15 protein-coding genes are annotated in these 14,861 nt (G+C 61.0%); 14 read left to right on the top strand and 1 reads right to left on the bottom strand.

The window, feature by feature from the left end:
* The first annotated feature begins 121 nt into the window (after positions 1-121).
* The 8 genes from EPD66_RS21845 (at position 122) to EPD66_RS21810 (ending at position 6,955) form a co-directional block, all read left to right on the top strand.
* On the top strand, positions 122-334 hold the full coding sequence (locus EPD66_RS21845; protein WP_142850690.1) for a hypothetical protein: 213 nt from the start codon (positions 122-124) through the stop codon (positions 332-334).
* Entirely contained in the window at positions 315-1,049 is a 735-nt protein-coding gene (locus tag EPD66_RS21840) for an exonuclease (RefSeq protein WP_142850689.1), read from the top strand. Before EPD66_RS21845 ends, EPD66_RS21840 begins: the two co-directional genes overlap by 20 nt.
* Positions 958-1,374: a dATP/dGTP diphosphohydrolase domain-containing protein gene (locus EPD66_RS21835; RefSeq protein ID WP_370511911.1), complete on the top strand. Its 417-nt coding sequence runs from the start codon at positions 958-960 to the stop codon at positions 1,372-1,374. The genes EPD66_RS21840 and EPD66_RS21835 overlap by 92 nt, the downstream gene beginning before the upstream one ends.
* Before the next feature lie 3 nt (positions 1,375-1,377).
* Positions 1,378-1,710 carry a nucleoside triphosphate pyrophosphohydrolase family protein gene (locus tag EPD66_RS21830; RefSeq protein ID WP_142850687.1) on the top strand — a complete coding sequence of 111 codons (333 nt, stop codon included), beginning with the start codon at positions 1,378-1,380 and terminating at the stop codon, positions 1,708-1,710.
* Positions 1,707-3,674: a ribonucleoside-triphosphate reductase, adenosylcobalamin-dependent gene (gene nrdJ, locus EPD66_RS21825; RefSeq protein ID WP_142850686.1), complete on the top strand. Its 1,968-nt coding sequence runs from the start codon at positions 1,707-1,709 to the stop codon at positions 3,672-3,674. The genes EPD66_RS21830 and nrdJ overlap by 4 nt, the downstream gene beginning before the upstream one ends.
* Positions 3,675-4,289: 615 nt before the next feature.
* The gene (locus EPD66_RS21820; RefSeq protein WP_142850685.1) at positions 4,290-5,828 is read left to right on the top strand and encodes a portal protein; all 1,539 of its coding nucleotides are present in this window, start codon (positions 4,290-4,292) and stop codon (positions 5,826-5,828) included.
* A 154-nt stretch (positions 5,829-5,982) separates the two neighbouring features.
* On the top strand, positions 5,983-6,720 hold the full coding sequence (locus EPD66_RS21815; protein WP_142850684.1) for a hypothetical protein: 738 nt from the start codon (positions 5,983-5,985) through the stop codon (positions 6,718-6,720).
* 10 nt (positions 6,721-6,730) lie between these two features.
* Complete coding sequence (locus tag EPD66_RS21810) at positions 6,731-6,955, top strand: hypothetical protein (protein ID WP_142850683.1); 225 nt, start codon at positions 6,731-6,733, stop codon at positions 6,953-6,955.
* Here EPD66_RS21810 and EPD66_RS21805 read toward each other — a convergent pair.
* Positions 6,933-7,178: a hypothetical protein gene (locus EPD66_RS21805; RefSeq protein ID WP_142850682.1), complete on the bottom strand. Its 246-nt coding sequence runs from the start codon at positions 7,176-7,178 to the stop codon at positions 6,933-6,935. The genes EPD66_RS21810 and EPD66_RS21805 overlap by 23 nt on opposite strands.
* A gap of 791 nt (positions 7,179-7,969) precedes the next feature.
* Here EPD66_RS21805 and EPD66_RS21800 point away from each other — a divergent pair.
* The 6 genes from EPD66_RS21800 (at position 7,970) to EPD66_RS21775 (ending at position 14,856) form a co-directional block, all read left to right on the top strand.
* Entirely contained in the window at positions 7,970-8,962 is a 993-nt protein-coding gene (locus EPD66_RS21800) for a phage capsid protein (protein WP_142850681.1), read from the top strand.
* An 84-nt stretch (positions 8,963-9,046) separates the two neighbouring features.
* Complete coding sequence (locus EPD66_RS21795) at positions 9,047-9,631, top strand: hypothetical protein (protein WP_185961564.1); 585 nt, start codon at positions 9,047-9,049, stop codon at positions 9,629-9,631.
* Between the two features lie 3 nt (positions 9,632-9,634).
* A complete protein-coding gene (locus tag EPD66_RS21790) occupies positions 9,635-12,031 on the top strand; it encodes a hypothetical protein (RefSeq protein WP_142850680.1) in 2,397 nt (798 codons plus the stop codon).
* A gap of 17 nt (positions 12,032-12,048) precedes the next feature.
* Positions 12,049-12,456: a hypothetical protein gene (locus EPD66_RS21785; RefSeq protein ID WP_142850679.1), complete on the top strand. Its 408-nt coding sequence runs from the start codon at positions 12,049-12,051 to the stop codon at positions 12,454-12,456.
* Between the two features lie 21 nt (positions 12,457-12,477).
* Positions 12,478-13,041, top strand: coding sequence for a hypothetical protein (locus EPD66_RS21780; RefSeq protein ID WP_142850678.1), 564 nt, complete (start codon positions 12,478-12,480; stop codon positions 13,039-13,041).
* Positions 13,042-13,044: 3 nt separating this feature from the next.
* A complete protein-coding gene (locus tag EPD66_RS21775; protein ID WP_142850677.1) occupies positions 13,045-14,856 on the top strand; it encodes a hypothetical protein in 1,812 nt (603 codons plus the stop codon).
* Positions 14,857-14,861 lie beyond the last annotated feature (5 nt).

Genomic DNA, 14,861 nt, shown 5'->3' with positions numbered 1-14,861 from the left:
TCCCGGCCCAGAAAAGGTCTGTGCCGCCTACAGGAGGGAAAATTGATGTTCCTGATCGCACTGCTCCTGGTGTTGATCCTGACCGTCCTCTTCCATGACAACGACCCGCAGGGTGCCTGACATGGAAGACACGCCCTTCATGCCCGATGACGTGATGTCCCAGCGGGCCGAGATGGTCTCCCGCCTGGCCTTCCAGCTCGACCGCACCGTGGACCCGGTGGCTCGTCAACTCCTGGTCAAGACCATGGCGAACCTGATCATCACCATCACCCCGAAGACCGGCGAGCTTGTCGTTTTCCCTGGTGGACGCAGTAATGACGACGCTGCTGATTGACGGCGACATCATCGCCTATCAGGTCGCGGCGGGCATCGAGAAGCCGATCCACTGGGGCGACGACCTCTGGACCCTGCACTCGGACGCCGCCGAGGGGCGGGCCATCCTGGACGACCGTCTGACCGGACTTCTGGAAAGCCTGGATGCCGACCGTCTGGTGATCGCCCTGACGGATGGCGACAACTGGCGCAAGGAGGTCTACCCCTCCTACAAGACCAACCGCGCGAAAATCCGCAAGCCAGTCTGCCTGCCTGAGATGCGTCGCCACCTTTCCGCGGAATACGAGACTTTCCAGCGCCCCGGTCTGGAAGGCGACGACGTCCTGGGCATCCTGGCGACCCACCCCAAGCTGATCCCCGGCGAGAAGATCGTGGTGTCCATCGACAAGGACATGAAGACGATCCCCGGTCTCCACTACAACCTGTCCAAGGACGACGGCGTGGTGGAGGTCTCGGAAGCCGAGGCCGACTACTGGCACTTGTTCCAGACCCTCACCGGCGACCAGACGGACGGCTATCCGGGCTGCCCCGGCATCGGGCCGAAGAAGGCCGAGGACATCCTCAAGGATGATCCTTCCTGGGAACGTGTCGTCACTGCCTACGTCAAGGCGAAGCTGACCGAGGATGACGCCATCGTCCAGGCCCGCGTGGCCCGCATCCTTCGCTACACCGACTACGACTTCAAGAAGAAGCGTCCGATCCTCTGGACGCCCTAAGACACCCATGAATACAGCCCAGAAGTTTGACAGCGGGAAGCCTCCGATGGGGCTGATCCCGCGATCAGCCTTGGTTGCCGAAGCCGAGGTCTTGGCCTTCGGCGCGAAGAAATACGCCAAGCACAACTGGCGTGGGGGCATGGAATGGTCCCGCCTCGTGGACGCCGCCCTACGCCACATCACCGCCTGGAACGAAGGTCAGGACACCGACCCTGAAACCGGCGCATCCCATCTGGCTCATGCCCGGTGCTGCCTGGGTTTCCTGATCGAGTACCAGGAGAAGGGAACTGGAACCGACGACCGTTTCAAGACGACCGAGACGTAAACCATGCTGATGAACAACTACCAGACCGGGGCCATGCGGACGGCGATCTACCCGCGCACCGCCGCCGTGGTCTACCCGGCAATGCTGCTGGCCTCCGAGGCCGGTGAAGTGGCGGGCAAGGTTCAGAAGTTGATCCGCAAGGACCGCAGCCTCCTGGACCTGACCGTCGCGGAACGCCACGCCATCCGAGATGAAGTGGGCGACGTGCTGTGGGCCTGCGCCGCCCTGCTGTCCGACCTCGGCTATTCGATGGAGGACTGCGCCGTCGAGAACCTGACCAAGCTGGCCTCCCGCGCCTCCCGAGGTGTCCTGGACGGGGATGGCGACAACCGATGACACCATCGACCCGCGCACAGATAATCACCCGCCGTACCTACAACAGGCCGCTTGATGTGAGCGGCCTTTCGTTTGAGTCCTGGGATCAAACCATCGACCGCGTAATCGGTCATCAGCGGTGGCTGTGGGAGCGGGCGCAGGGCCGTCCTCTGGGCTCGGCTCAACAGGCCGAATTGGTCGAGCTGCGTCAGCTCATGATTGAGCGAAAGGCCCTGCCCTCTGGCCGTACCCTCTGGCTGGGCGGTACCGAGGTCGCCAAACGCCGCGAATCCTCTCAGTTCAACTGCGCCTCCCTGCACATCGAGACCGTCCATGATGTGGTCGATGCCTTCTGGCTTCTGCTCCAGGGCTGCGGTGTAGGCTTCGAGCCGGTGGTCGGCACCCTCAACGGCTTCACCAAGCCTGTCGAGATTGAAGTCCGCCGCTCCACCCGTACCGACCGTGGCCTGGAGAACAACCACGAAGAGGTCTTCGTCAACGCCTTTGGGGAGCGGGAATGGCTCCTGTCCATAGGCGACAGCGCCGAGGCCTGGGCCAAGGCCGCTGGCAAGCTGCTGGCGCAAAAGACCCCGGTGGACCGCCTGGTTCTGGACTTCCAGCAAATCCGCCCGGCGGGCGAACGTCTCAAGGGTTATGGCTGGATCAGCTCCGGTGACGAGACCTTGTGCAAGGCCTTCACCGCCATCGCGGAGATTTTGAACCGCAAGGCCGGTCAGCTTCTCGACCGCCTGGACATCCTGGACATCGTCAACTGGTTGGGCACGACCCTGTCGTCCCGACGCAGCGCCGAGATCGCGGTGGTGCCCTACGGCGATCCGCAATGGAAAGCCTTCGCCCTGGCGAAGCGGAACCACTGGATCGACAACCCGCAGCGGGCGCAGAGCAACAACTCACTGCTGTTCTACGCCAAGCCTTCGCGCCGGGAACTACGCCGCATCTTCCAGATCATGGTGGAAGGCGGCGGTTCCGAACCGGGCTTTATCAACGCCCAGGCGGCGCTGCGCCGTGCCCCATGGTTCAAGGGGGTCAATCCCTGCGCCGAGATCATGTTGGGGAACAAATCGTTCTGCAATCTGGTCGAGGTGGACCTGGGGAAGTTCAACGGTGATTGGGAAGGCCTCCTGCGGGCCTACTGGCTGATCGCCAGGGCGAATTACCGGCAGACCTGTGTCTCCTTCCTGGACGGCATCCTCCAGCGATCCTGGCATGAGCTGAACGAGTTCCTGCGCCTGTGCGGCGTGGGGGCAACCGGCATCGTGCGCTGGGAACACCAGAAGGAGGGCTGGGCTTGGGCCAGCCTCCGGAACCAAGCCCGTGAAGGTGCCTTCTCGATGGCCGACGAACTGGGTCTACCGCGTCCCAAGGCGGTGACCACGGTCAAGCCGAGCGGAACCCTGTCGAAGATCATGGACACCACCGAGGGCGTCCACAAGCCGCTGGGTAAGTACATCCTCAACAACGTCCGCTTCTCTAAGCACGATCCCCTGGTGGCCCTCCTGGAGCAAGCGGGCTATCGGGTCTTCCCCGACCCCTACGCCCCCGACGCCATGCTGGTGACCTTCCCGGTGTCCTACGAGGACGTGGATTTTGAAGTGGTCGGTGATGTTGAGGTGAACCGCGAAAGCGCCTTGGAACAGCTTGAGCGGTACAAGCTGCTGATGAGCCATTATGTCGATCACAACTGCTCGATCACCGTGTCCTACAGTCCGGACGAGATCGAGGAGATCATCGACTGGCTGATGCTCAATTGGGACAGCTATGTCGGCGTGTCCTGGCTGTTCCGCAACGATCCCACCAAAACCGCCGCCGACCTTGGCTACCCCTACCTCCCGCAGGAAGTGGTGACCAAGGAGGCCTTCGACGCCTACGCCGCGCAACTCCTTCCCTTCAATCTCGACCAGGCCAGCAGCCTGGACGAGCTGATGGAAGATGGATGCGCGACCGGGGCATGTCCTATCCGCTGATTAGGTTGCACCTACAGCTAGACAGGAGGGAGGAGGCGTAAGCCTCCCCCCTTGATCCAAGCAATGAGCCCAGTCTCCCTCTTCTTCCAAGAACTAGAGAAACTCCAACCGATCCCCCCGCTCAGCCAAGAGCTGATGACCGCTCTGGACCAGCGATTCCCAGAACGGTGTCCCGACCCGGCACTGCCCGAGCGGGAAATCTGGATGCGAGCCGGGGAACGAAGGTTAGTCCGGTTCTTGAAGGCGGAATTTGAACGCCAGAACAAGAACATCCTCACAAAGGAACCTTTCTGATCCATGTGTGGCAACCCCTTCAAGACCGTGAGCAAAGCCGTGCGCAGCGTGACCAAGTCCATTGGCTCGGTGATTTCTGCGCCGCTCAAGCTGCTCCAGCCCAAGGTTCCGAATGTCCATGTGGAGGCTCCGACCCCGCCTCCCCCGATCCCGCCCGCACCGCCGCCTCCGGGCCAACCCGCCGCTCCGCCCACCATGGACGACGGCACCGACGCGAATACGTTGAAGCGTCGTCGTGGTCGGAGTTCACTTAGGATCGACCTTGCTGCGGGTAATGCGGTCTCCGGCGGTACCGGACTGAACGTGCCTAAAGGATAAGGCATGGTCTCCGAGCGTAAGACGGCTCGGAGGCGCTATGAACAGCTCCAAGACTACCGTCAGCCTTATCTCCGTCGCGGACGAGACGCGGCGGCGCTGACGATCCCCAGCCTTCTCCCGAAAGCCGGTCATACCGGCGCTTCGGAGCTGCCCACCCCCTTCCAGGGGATGGGCGCACGGGGCGTGAACAACCTCGCGTCCAAACTTCTCCTCGCCCTGCTTCCGCCCAACTCGCCGTTCTTCCGGCTGATGATGGACGACTTCACCCTGGCCGAGCTGACAGGACGCGAGGAGATGCGGGCCGAGGTCGAGAAGGCTCTCGGGTCCATCGAACGAGCTGTCATGTCGGAGGTCGAAGGAACGGCCATCCGCGTCAGCGCCTTCGAGGCTCTTAAACACCTTCTGGTCGCCGGAAACGTCCTGTTGTTCCTTCCCCCGGAAGGCGGGATGAAGGTCTACCGGCTCGACCGTTATGTCGTGAAACGCGACTACATGGGCAATGTCCTTGAGATCATCGTCCATGAGAAGATCGCCAAGGATGCGCTGCCTCCGGAGGTCGCCAAGGTTGCCGCCGAACAGCTCAGGGACAGGAAAGATCAGGATGAGGTCGATCTTTACACCTGGGTTCGGCGTCAGGGCGATAAGGTCCTCGTCCATCAGGAGGCTGGGGACGTCATAATTCCCGACTCCCAGGGGCATTACCCCTTGGACAGGTCCCCATGGCTGCCCCTGCGTTTCACCCGGATCGACGGTGAGGATTACGGACGCGGCCATGTCGAGGAGTATTACGGCGACATCCGCTCCCTTGAAGCGCTGACCCAGGCCATCGTGGAAGGCTCCGCCGCCTCAGCGAAAGTTCTGTTCCTGGTCAATCCGAACGGAACGACCGACGAACGCACGATCTCCGAGGCCCCGAACTGTGGCGTCCGTACCGGCAGCAGGGAGGATGTGACCGTCCTCCAGGTAGACAAATATGCCGACTTCCGCGTTGCCCTGGAAGCGGTTCAGATGATCAATCAACGCCTTGCCCAGGCCTTCCTTCTGAACACCTCCATCCAGCGTCAGGCAGAACGTGTGACCGCCGAGGAAATCCGGCTCATGGCCGGAGAACTGGAAGACGCCCTCGGCGGCGTCTACTCGATCTTGTCCCAGGAATTCCAGCTCCCCCTGGTGCGCCGTCTGATGCACCGCATGGAAATGACGGGTCGTCTGCCGTCGCTGCCGAAGAACGCCGTCAAGCCGGTAATCGTCGCCGGTATGGAGGCGCTGGGACGCGGGCACGATCTCAACCGCTTGATGACCTTCGGGGACATCATCCGCAACACGCTGGGTCCCGAGGTCTTCATGACCATCATCCATCCCACCGACTTCACCACTCGGATCGGCACCAGCCTCGGCATCGACATGGCCGGACTGGTCAAGACCAAAGAGGAATTGGAGCGGGAGCGTCAGGAAGCCATGCAGCGTGAAGAAATGGCGAATCTCGGTCCTGCCGCAATCCAGGCCCAAGCCAAGGTGGCCCAACAGGCGATGAAGGAATGAGCGAGGTAGAAACGCAGAAGACAACGCTTCGGACCAAGGGGGCCAAGAGCGCCCCCAAGGCACCCAGCGTAGAGCAACCAAAGACTGAACCCCAGAACCAGCCCCGACGGGGCAGCCTTTCCACCGTCAACGGTATTCAAATCTTGAGCTACTGATGTCCGCCGAACAATTCCAAGTCCCCGCTCAGGAAGCGCCCCCCGAAGCCCCCTCATCCCAGCAGCAAAGCGGAGACCGCCCTTCCTGGCTCCCCGAGAAGTTCAACTCGCCGGAAGAATTGGCGAAAGCCTACCGAGAGTTGGAAGGCAAGTTGGGTCAGCAGCAGCCCCAGGAACAGCCCCCGCAGCAGCAGCAGGAAGACCCGTCGCAACTCTCTCCCGAAGAGCTAAACGAGCGGTTCGTCGCTGCCGGGCTGGATCTGGCCAAATTCTATGAGGAGTACCGGGCCAATAACGGATTGTCTGAAGAGAGTTATCAGACGCTGGCCCAGCAAGGCTTCTCGCGGCAGTTCATTGACGGCTTCATCGAAGGCCAACACGCCCTGGCCGAGAAGTACGTCAACAGCATCTATGAGCAGGTAGGCGGCGAGCAGGGTTACAAGGCCCTGGCCCAGTGGGCGCAGACCAACCTGTCCCCCAAGGAAATCGAGACCTTCAACCGCATCTGCGATGACGGAGACCTGGAGCTGCTCCAGCTCGCCGTCCAGGGCCTCTACGCCAAGTTCACCGCGGCAAACGGCAAAGAGCCGAAGATGGTCCACGGCCAAGCCACGGCACCGCAGACCGGCTTCAAGTCCATGTACGAGATGAAGGAAGCCATGAAGGACCAGCGGTACGGCAAGGACCCGGCCTACATGAATTGGATCGAAGATATGATCCGTAACTCGACGTTCTAAGGGTTCGAGAATGGAAATCATTGCCTTCCTGATGACGAACTGGGAGGTCATCATCACCTTCCTGTTCGCGCTGCACGGTTTGGCGCTTGCCATCGCCAACCTGACGCCGACGCCCAAGGACGACGAATTCCTGGGCAAGGCCTACAAGGTGATCGAGTTCCTCGCGGGTCTTTGGACCCCCGCTGCGAAGGAACTGCCCGGTGAGCGTGAAGTCAATCCTGACCGGGCTGGGTAAACTCCTCCACGCGATCGTCACGATCCTGTCCCTCTGGCGGGACCACAAACTCCGCCAGCAGGGCAGGATCGAGGAGCGTCTGGAGCAGGCGACCCGAACCATTGAGACCATAAGACGAGCCGATGAGGTGGATCGTCACGTTGCTGGTGCTGGCCTCTCTGACCTTGAGCAGCGGATGCGCCAACACCAGCGCCCATGATGTCTGCGGTTGGGTGAAACCCATCACCTGGCACCAGACCGACACTGACCAAACCAAGCGAGAAATCTTTGCCCACAACATCAAGTGGGAAGAGTTCTGCCGGGATGGGCCGATCAGGTAGCTGAATATGGTTTACACCGGCCAGAGAAGGTACTCTTAAACGCCCCGAAGATAGTCTCAGTCGTCACACTGTATTCTAGCTCGCTGGGACCGGCCCTGTAGCCGCCGATCACGCCCCCATCTCCGCCAATAAATTCATACACAGCAAGCGTTCCTCCCTGTATACGGCGAACGCTTCTTATATAACGCTGCTCTGTTGCTTCGTAATACTGGATCATGGCGTTCCCGTCACTTTCCGCCCACATTGTGACCGGCCATCGGTACTGGCGAAGAGCCATATAGACCGTGTCGTGCCCGTGGGAGCTCCATTGACCTTTGCATGTCAGGACGGTCTCAGCCTCTGCGAAGTTGGTGACCCATACCAACGCGGCCCCGGTCAGTATTGCGAAGCCTAGTAGTCCTTTTCGCATGTAATCTCTCCGTGAACCCAATGATTGGAGGGTAACACACCCCACGGCGGTTGACCTTTGGAAGATTGATCAACTGAAGAGTTTGTGAGGAAGGAGTGCTGCTCCTCTTTAGGAGGGCACCGGCAAATGTCTCGTCTACGAGACAAATGCCCGCGAGGTGTCAACCAAGAACAATCACACAAGAACCCTGGCCCGCTGCGGCGGACAACCTTGTGCGTCGAGTGTGAGTAGTTCGCGGTGAAGCCTAATCAACTTCCCCAAAAACCACTCACAGGCTCAAAAAACATGAGTAATGCTTTCCCCTCCCGCCTGGGCATGGTCAACGGCACTGGTGCCGATGACGTCCTGTTCCTGAAGCAGTTCTCCGGTGAGACCTTGACTGCGTTCGAGGAGACCAACGTGATGATGTCGCGTCATTACGTCCGCACCATCTCCTCGGGCAAGTCCGCTCAGTTCCCGGCGGTCTGGAAGAACACCGCGTCTTACCACACTCCGGGCGAGTTCATTCGCGGTAAGCAGATCAAACATGCCGAGCGCGTCATCACCATCGACGACCTGCTGATCTCGGACGTGTTCATCGCCCGTATCGACGAAGCGAAGAACCACTACGATGTCCGCTCGATCTATACCAAGGAATGCGGCGCTGCCCTGGCCCGTGAGGCTGACAAGAACGTCCTTCAGACCGCAGTCCTGGCGGCTCGCGCTCCGAACGTGATTGACGAAGCTCCGGGCGGTGCCCGGATCGGCGGCGCTGACTCGGCCATCGACACCGACCCGGACAAGCTGGTCCAGGCACTGTTCCAGGCGGCGGAAATCCTGGACACCAAGGACGTTCCGGCCAATGGCCGCTTCATGGTCGTCAAGCCCGCCCAGTATTACCTCCTGGTCCAGTCCGACAAGCTGATTTCCCGCGACTTCTCGCAGGGCAACGGCGACTTTGCCTCCGGTAAGGTCCTGAAGGCCGTGGATATGGAGGTCGTGAAGTCGAACAACGTGCCGCAGACCAACATCGCCGCTCCGGCGGGGACCTCTCCGTCCGAAGGTGGTGATGCCTACGGGCCTCGCCCGCTGGCGAAATACGCCGGCGACTTCACAGGCACCGTGGGCGTGGTGATGACTCCGCAGGCGGTCGGCACCGTGAAGCTGCTCGATCTGGCTGTCGAAGGCGAATACAAGATCGAGCGCCAGGGCACCCTCATCGTCGCCAAGTACGCGATGGGTCACGGCATCCTGCGGCCTGAGTGCGCGGTCGAACTGACCACGGCGGCGCTGGTCTAATCACCTTCTCAACAACCGGACTTCCTTCGTGCAGGGGTCACCTGAGTTCCAGCTCGGGTGGCCCCTTTTTTTCATGGAATAGCCATGCTGTTGACGCCGACAACGGAACTGGAGGCGGTCAACTCGATGCTGTCCGTCATCGGGGAAACCCCGGTGAACAGTCTCGATGACAACGGCGTCGTGGACGCCGTGATCGCTCGCCAAATCCTAGCCGAGGTGAGCCGAGAGGTGCAGTCCCGTGGGTGGCATTGGAACACCGACAAGGGCTTCTACCTCAACATCACCTTTCCCGAGGGCTTCATCTACCTCCCGGCCAACACACTGATGGTGGACAGCGTTGGCCGCTATCAGAACATCGACGTGGTTCAGCGCGGCCAGCGTCTTTATGACCGGCGAAACCACACCTACCAGTTCTCCCGCCCGATCCAGGTGGACATCGTCAGGCTCCTTCCTTTCGAGGAGCTGCCCCAGGCGGCGCGGCAATACATCATGGTCCGGGCCGGGCGCATCTTCCAGGACCGCATCGTCGGGTCTGAAGCGCTGAACGGATTTAACGTCGCCGACGAGAACCGCGCCTGGGCGACCCTCCGCGCGGCGGAGACCGAGACGGCAGATTACAACATCCTGTCGGACCACTACTCGGTGGGCCGGGTGCTGCATCGGTGGTGATCCATGCCCATCGTCAGCGCCGCGATCCCCAACATGATCAATGGGATCAGCCAACAACCTTTTGCCCTACGCCTAGCATCCCAGGCTGAGGCGCAGGTCAACGGCTTCTCCTCCATTTCGGAAGGCCTAATCAAGCGTCCCAACACGATCCACAAGGCCAAACTCATCGACGGAGACCTGGACGAGGCGTTCATCCACATCATCAACCGGGATGAGGTGGAGAAGTACGTCGTGGTCATCGCCAACGGAGACTTGAAGGTCTTCGATTTCGAGGGCCAGGAGAAGGTGGTCAACTTCCCCAATGGGAAGGGCTACCTCCAATCCCGGCGACCGGCGCGGGAGTTCAGCGCGGTCACAGTCGCCGATTATACCTTCCTGGTAAACAAGACGGTCGTCACGGAAGAAGACACGCTGACTTCCCCCACACGACCGCCCGAGGCCTTGATTTGGGTCCGCCAAGGGAACTACTCGACCAAATACGAGATCATCGTGGATGGGGTCTCGAAGGAGTACACCACCCCCAGCGGCACCACCTCCGCCACCGACCCGGTGAAGCAAAAGGAGGATGTGGATGCCGCAGCGGCGGCGATCCGAACCGATGCCATCGCCGGGCAACTCCGCACCCAGCTCCTGACAATCCCAGGCCTGGTTGTGGAGCAGCATGGTTCTGTCCTACGGGTTACCAAGTCGAACAACGGCGACTTCACGATCACCGGACGGGACTCCATGGGCGATCAGGCGATGTCGGTCATCAAGGGAGAGGTCCAGACCTTCACCAGCCTGCCGCGCCGGGCCTTTCACGGCTTCCAGGTCGAATTGACCGGGTCACCCTCCAACGCCTTCGACCGCTACTACGTGGAATACCGCGAGGAGAACGGGAACGAAGGTGTCTGGAAGGAAATCCCTGAACCTGGACGCCGGGTCCGCATCAAGCGGTCCACCATGCCGCACACCTTGATCCGCGAAGCTGACGGTTCCTTCACCTTCAAGGCGGCTGCTTGGGACGATGCCCAATGCGGAGATGACGAGACCAACCCGTTTCCCAGCTTCATTGGGAACCGCATTTCGGATGTGTTCTTCTTCCGCAATCGCCTGGGGGTGATTGCCGATGAGAACGTGGTGTTCAGCCGGGCGAGTGACTTCTTCAACTTCTTCCGCTCGACGGTCACCGCCGTTCTCGACACCGATCCCGTGGATGTCCAGGTGAGCCATGTCCAGGTCTCGATCCTGCGCCATGCGATCCCGTTCAACGAGTCGCTCTTGCTGTTCTCGGATCAGACCCAGTTCATCCTTACCGCTCAGGATGTCCTAACCCCGGCGACCGCGTCGATCTCGCAAACCACGGAGTTTGAAACGAGCCTGGAAGCCAAGCCGGTCGGAGCGGGACGGTATGTCTACTTCGCCTTCAACCGTGGCAGTTTTGGTGGCATCCGCGAGTATTACATCGACGGCCAGTCCGATACGAAGGACGCCAACGACGTGACCTCGCATTGTCCCCGTTACATCCCCAAGGGCATCTTCCGCATGGCGGCATCCACTAACGAGGATGTGATGCTGGTCCTCTCCCGAGGACAGCGGAACAAGGTGTGGGTCTATAAGTGGTTCTTCTCAGGCGCGGAAAAGGTTCAGTCATCCTGGTCCGAATGGGAATTCGCCCCGACAGACCGGATACTGAACGTCGAGATGATCGAGAGCGAGGCCTGGTTCGTCATTCAGCGTCCTGACGGGGTTTATCTGGAACAGATGAGCCTTGAGGTAGGACGCCGCGAGGACCAAGCCGTTGACTTCGCCTACCTCCTGGATCGTCTGGTCCGTCAGGATCAGTGTCAAGCCGTCTACGACCCTCAGACCAAGAAGACGACGATCACACTGCCTTATGAGGAAACCGGCGCTCTGCGGATGGTTGCCGGGCAAGGCGGACCTCAGCCGGTCGGTTACGTGGTTCCGATTGAGCAACCTCATCCCAATGTCGTGGTGGCCTCCGGGGACTGGACCGGCGTGGCCCAATACCGCATTGGGCGTCTCTACAGGTTCTTCTACCGCTTCAGCCCCCTGCTGCTGCGTGAGGAGGCCCCCGGAGGCGGTCAGGTTGCGACGACCGAGGGGCGGCTTCAGATCACCTTCATGAACCTCAACTTTGCGGAAAGCGGTTTCTTCCGGGTGGAAGTAACCCCCCATCGGCGTCCGCCCCATGGACGTGCGATGACGGGCCGGGTTCTCGGTTCCGCAAACGGTATTCTGGGCGAACTCGGCCTGGAGACCGGGGCATTCCGTTTCCCGGTGATCGCCAACAATCTGGCGGTAACCATCGACATCATCAACGACACCCACCTCCCCTGCCGGTTCCTCAATGCGGAGTGGGAAGGCAAGTACACCGTCCGCTCCAAGCGCATGGACTAATCACCCAAGGAGGACTCATGCCAGAGATCGTCCCGGCCCGCCGGGAGGACTGCGACCGGCTATACCCCGAGTTGGTCGCCCACCACGCCTACGGCGTCCTGGTAGACAGCTTCGCCGAGTCCTCCTCCTGTTTCGTCATCCGTGATGGATCATTACCCCTAGCCCTCTATGGGGTGGTGCCTCACCCCCTGGACCCAACCCTCGGCGGGACCTGGATGGCGGTCGGGAGAGGGCTTCGCAACCACCGCGTCTGGTTTTACCGCCGAGCCGCCGAAATCGCAGGGCGGGTTGAGGGTGGCTTCGCCCAGCTTCTCTGCCGCGTCGAAACCGGCCCTGCCGACCTTTCCACTTGGGTAGAGCGGGCTGGCTACGTCCTTACCCACCAGACCGAGACGCAAAAGACCTACAGGAAGATCGTGAGGTAAATCGTGCTTTGGGCAATCCCCATGGCCCTACAAATAGTCGGCAGCGTTGCCGGTCATATGGGCCAGAAGCAGGCGGCGAAGGATTACAACCGGATCGCCGCCGCGAACTACCGTGACGAAGTCGCCTACCGCGAGGCCCTCAAGGCTTATAACCAGCGGGTCTTCGAGTCCAACCGCAGCCAGCTCCTGCTTCGGATGCAGGAGGAACAGGTCTCTGCCGCCTACCTGATCGAAGACGCTGCACGGCAAGCAGCCAAGGCCAAGGCCGCTCAAACCGTTCGTGCAGGGGAAAGTGGGCTATCCGGTCGCGCCGTGGATATGGTCCTGGGCGATATCATGCGTCAACGCGGCGAAGCTACGACGATGGCGCTGATGAACCTGGATGCTACGCAGCGCCAGATCACATCCCAGCTCCAAGGACTGGCTCCTGAACCTGTCGGACCTGCCGCACGGCCTGTTTATCAGCGAAGTCCCGGCGCTCTCTCCCTGATCGGCGATATTGGCTCCAGCCTGATCGGCGGGATGCACGCTTATCACCAGTGGACCGGCAAGAACCCCCTGGAGATTTTCAAACTCGGATCATAACCCATGAGAGACGTGATCGACCGAGGACGCTTTCAACCTCGCGCTGCTCCTATCGAGATGCTCCGGGGAAAGCCTGCCGAACCGATGCGCCGTCAGGCTCCGCCGCCCGAGAACTCACTGATCGAGCTGGGGCAGGCCCTCAAGAGCATCTCTCCCGGACTGGAGAAATTCCTCAATAGCTACTACGCCCAGAAGCAGGCGGAAGATGCCAAGGCTGGCGAGGCCGATGCGCTCAAGCATGGCTCCACCGACTATGCCCAGGCGGTCTCCAAAGGCCTGATCCCGGCAGACGCCTCCCCTTTCTACGTTAAGGCATACAAGGAACGGGTTGGCCGGACCTATGCCCGTGAGGCCTATCTCCAGGCATGGCAGGACTACGAAGCATCGCCCTTGCGCGGCTCCACCGACATGCTGGCAGTCCGCGACTTCCTCACCTCGAAGGTCGAGGAAACGCTGGGCAATCTGTCCGACAAGGACGTGATTGCCGGGGCTGTCCCGGAGATCGAACTGATGCTGAACAATATAACGCAGCATCACATCGGACGGGTCAGTTCCAACATTGTAGCGGACAACGAAGAACGCCTTGGTGTTGCCGTAGGCCAAGCCATCGACATCGAGATCATGGAGGCCCGGCGCGATGGACGCCCGTTGGACACTAATCGCATACTCACGGCTATCCATGGCGAAGAGGCTGCGGCCCGAGAAGTCGGTGTTGCCGGTACCGCACTGAACGAGATTGTTGCCCGCACCATTGCCGAGAAGGCCGAACAATACAACGACCTGGATCTCCTGGAGTTGGCAACGGCCAAACGTCCGGACGGAACGCCCGGCGCAGGCGCGACCACGAAGGGCATGGCGGTTCTCAACCAATCCGCCCGCTCCATCCTCTCCCTCCAGTTTCAACTTGAGGACCGCGCTTACCGCGATCTGGAGCGGCGTCAGAGACAGGCTCTGGACCATGGCATCCGGATGTTCATGCAGCTTGCGGAACAGAACGCCGAGCAGTACCGCAACGGCGGGCCGGAGATGCCATTCCCGCAGGAACTGGCGGACCAGCTCTCACGCTTAGACCCCGAGTTCCGGCTCAAGGCCCAGGCCATCTGGACGAAGGTCACCGAGTTTGAGACCCGCGAGGACCCGCGACTGCTGGCTGCGCTGGAGGCCGACATCCTGGAGATGGAAGACCCTGCGGCAGCGCGTCGGTACATCCTTAACCAAGTCGGTTCCACCGTGTTCAGCTACTCGACCATCCAGCGTCTCAACAACCTGACCGACCGCCGCGAGCGGGCGCAGGGTGCGCTCGATGACCCGCGTATCCGCGAGTACAAACAGAACATGGTGCAGTTCCTGTCGGGTATGACTGGCGTCTTTGAAGGCACCTCGCCCATGGCCCGAGATGCCGAGCTGCGCTTCATTGAGGGCATGACCGACTTGGTTGCGGACAACCCGAACATGCCCCTCAGTGAGCTGCGGCTTCGGGCACGCGACTTGGCGACCACTCTCCGTGACGAATACCGCGATTACATTAGCCGGGGAGTCGAGGCCAACGAGCTGCTCGACCGCCGCGAGCTGCGTCAGGAGATCGAGACACACATCCCCTACCAGAACCTCCTCCGTGAGATGATCGAGGTGGAGGAGGGCGTCACCGATAACGCCTTGGCCCGGCTCATGCGGGCGCGGGGTGTTGATCTGGACGACCCCTACGACGTGGGCGTCTTCCTGGATGACGTGAAGCGGGCCTACGGCGAGGACGTACCCTACCGGCGTCCGCCGGAGCCGGTGGAGTCCCCGGCTTGGTTCCGTCGTCTCTTCTAACAGGA

Source organism: Telmatospirillum sp. J64-1 (assembly GCF_006980715.1).
Classification (GTDB): domain Bacteria; phylum Pseudomonadota; class Alphaproteobacteria; order Rhodospirillales; family Magnetospirillaceae; genus Oleiliquidispirillum; species Oleiliquidispirillum nitrogeniifigens.
The sequence above is the reverse complement of the archived record's forward strand: the minus strand, read 5'-3'. Positions and strand labels throughout refer to the sequence as shown.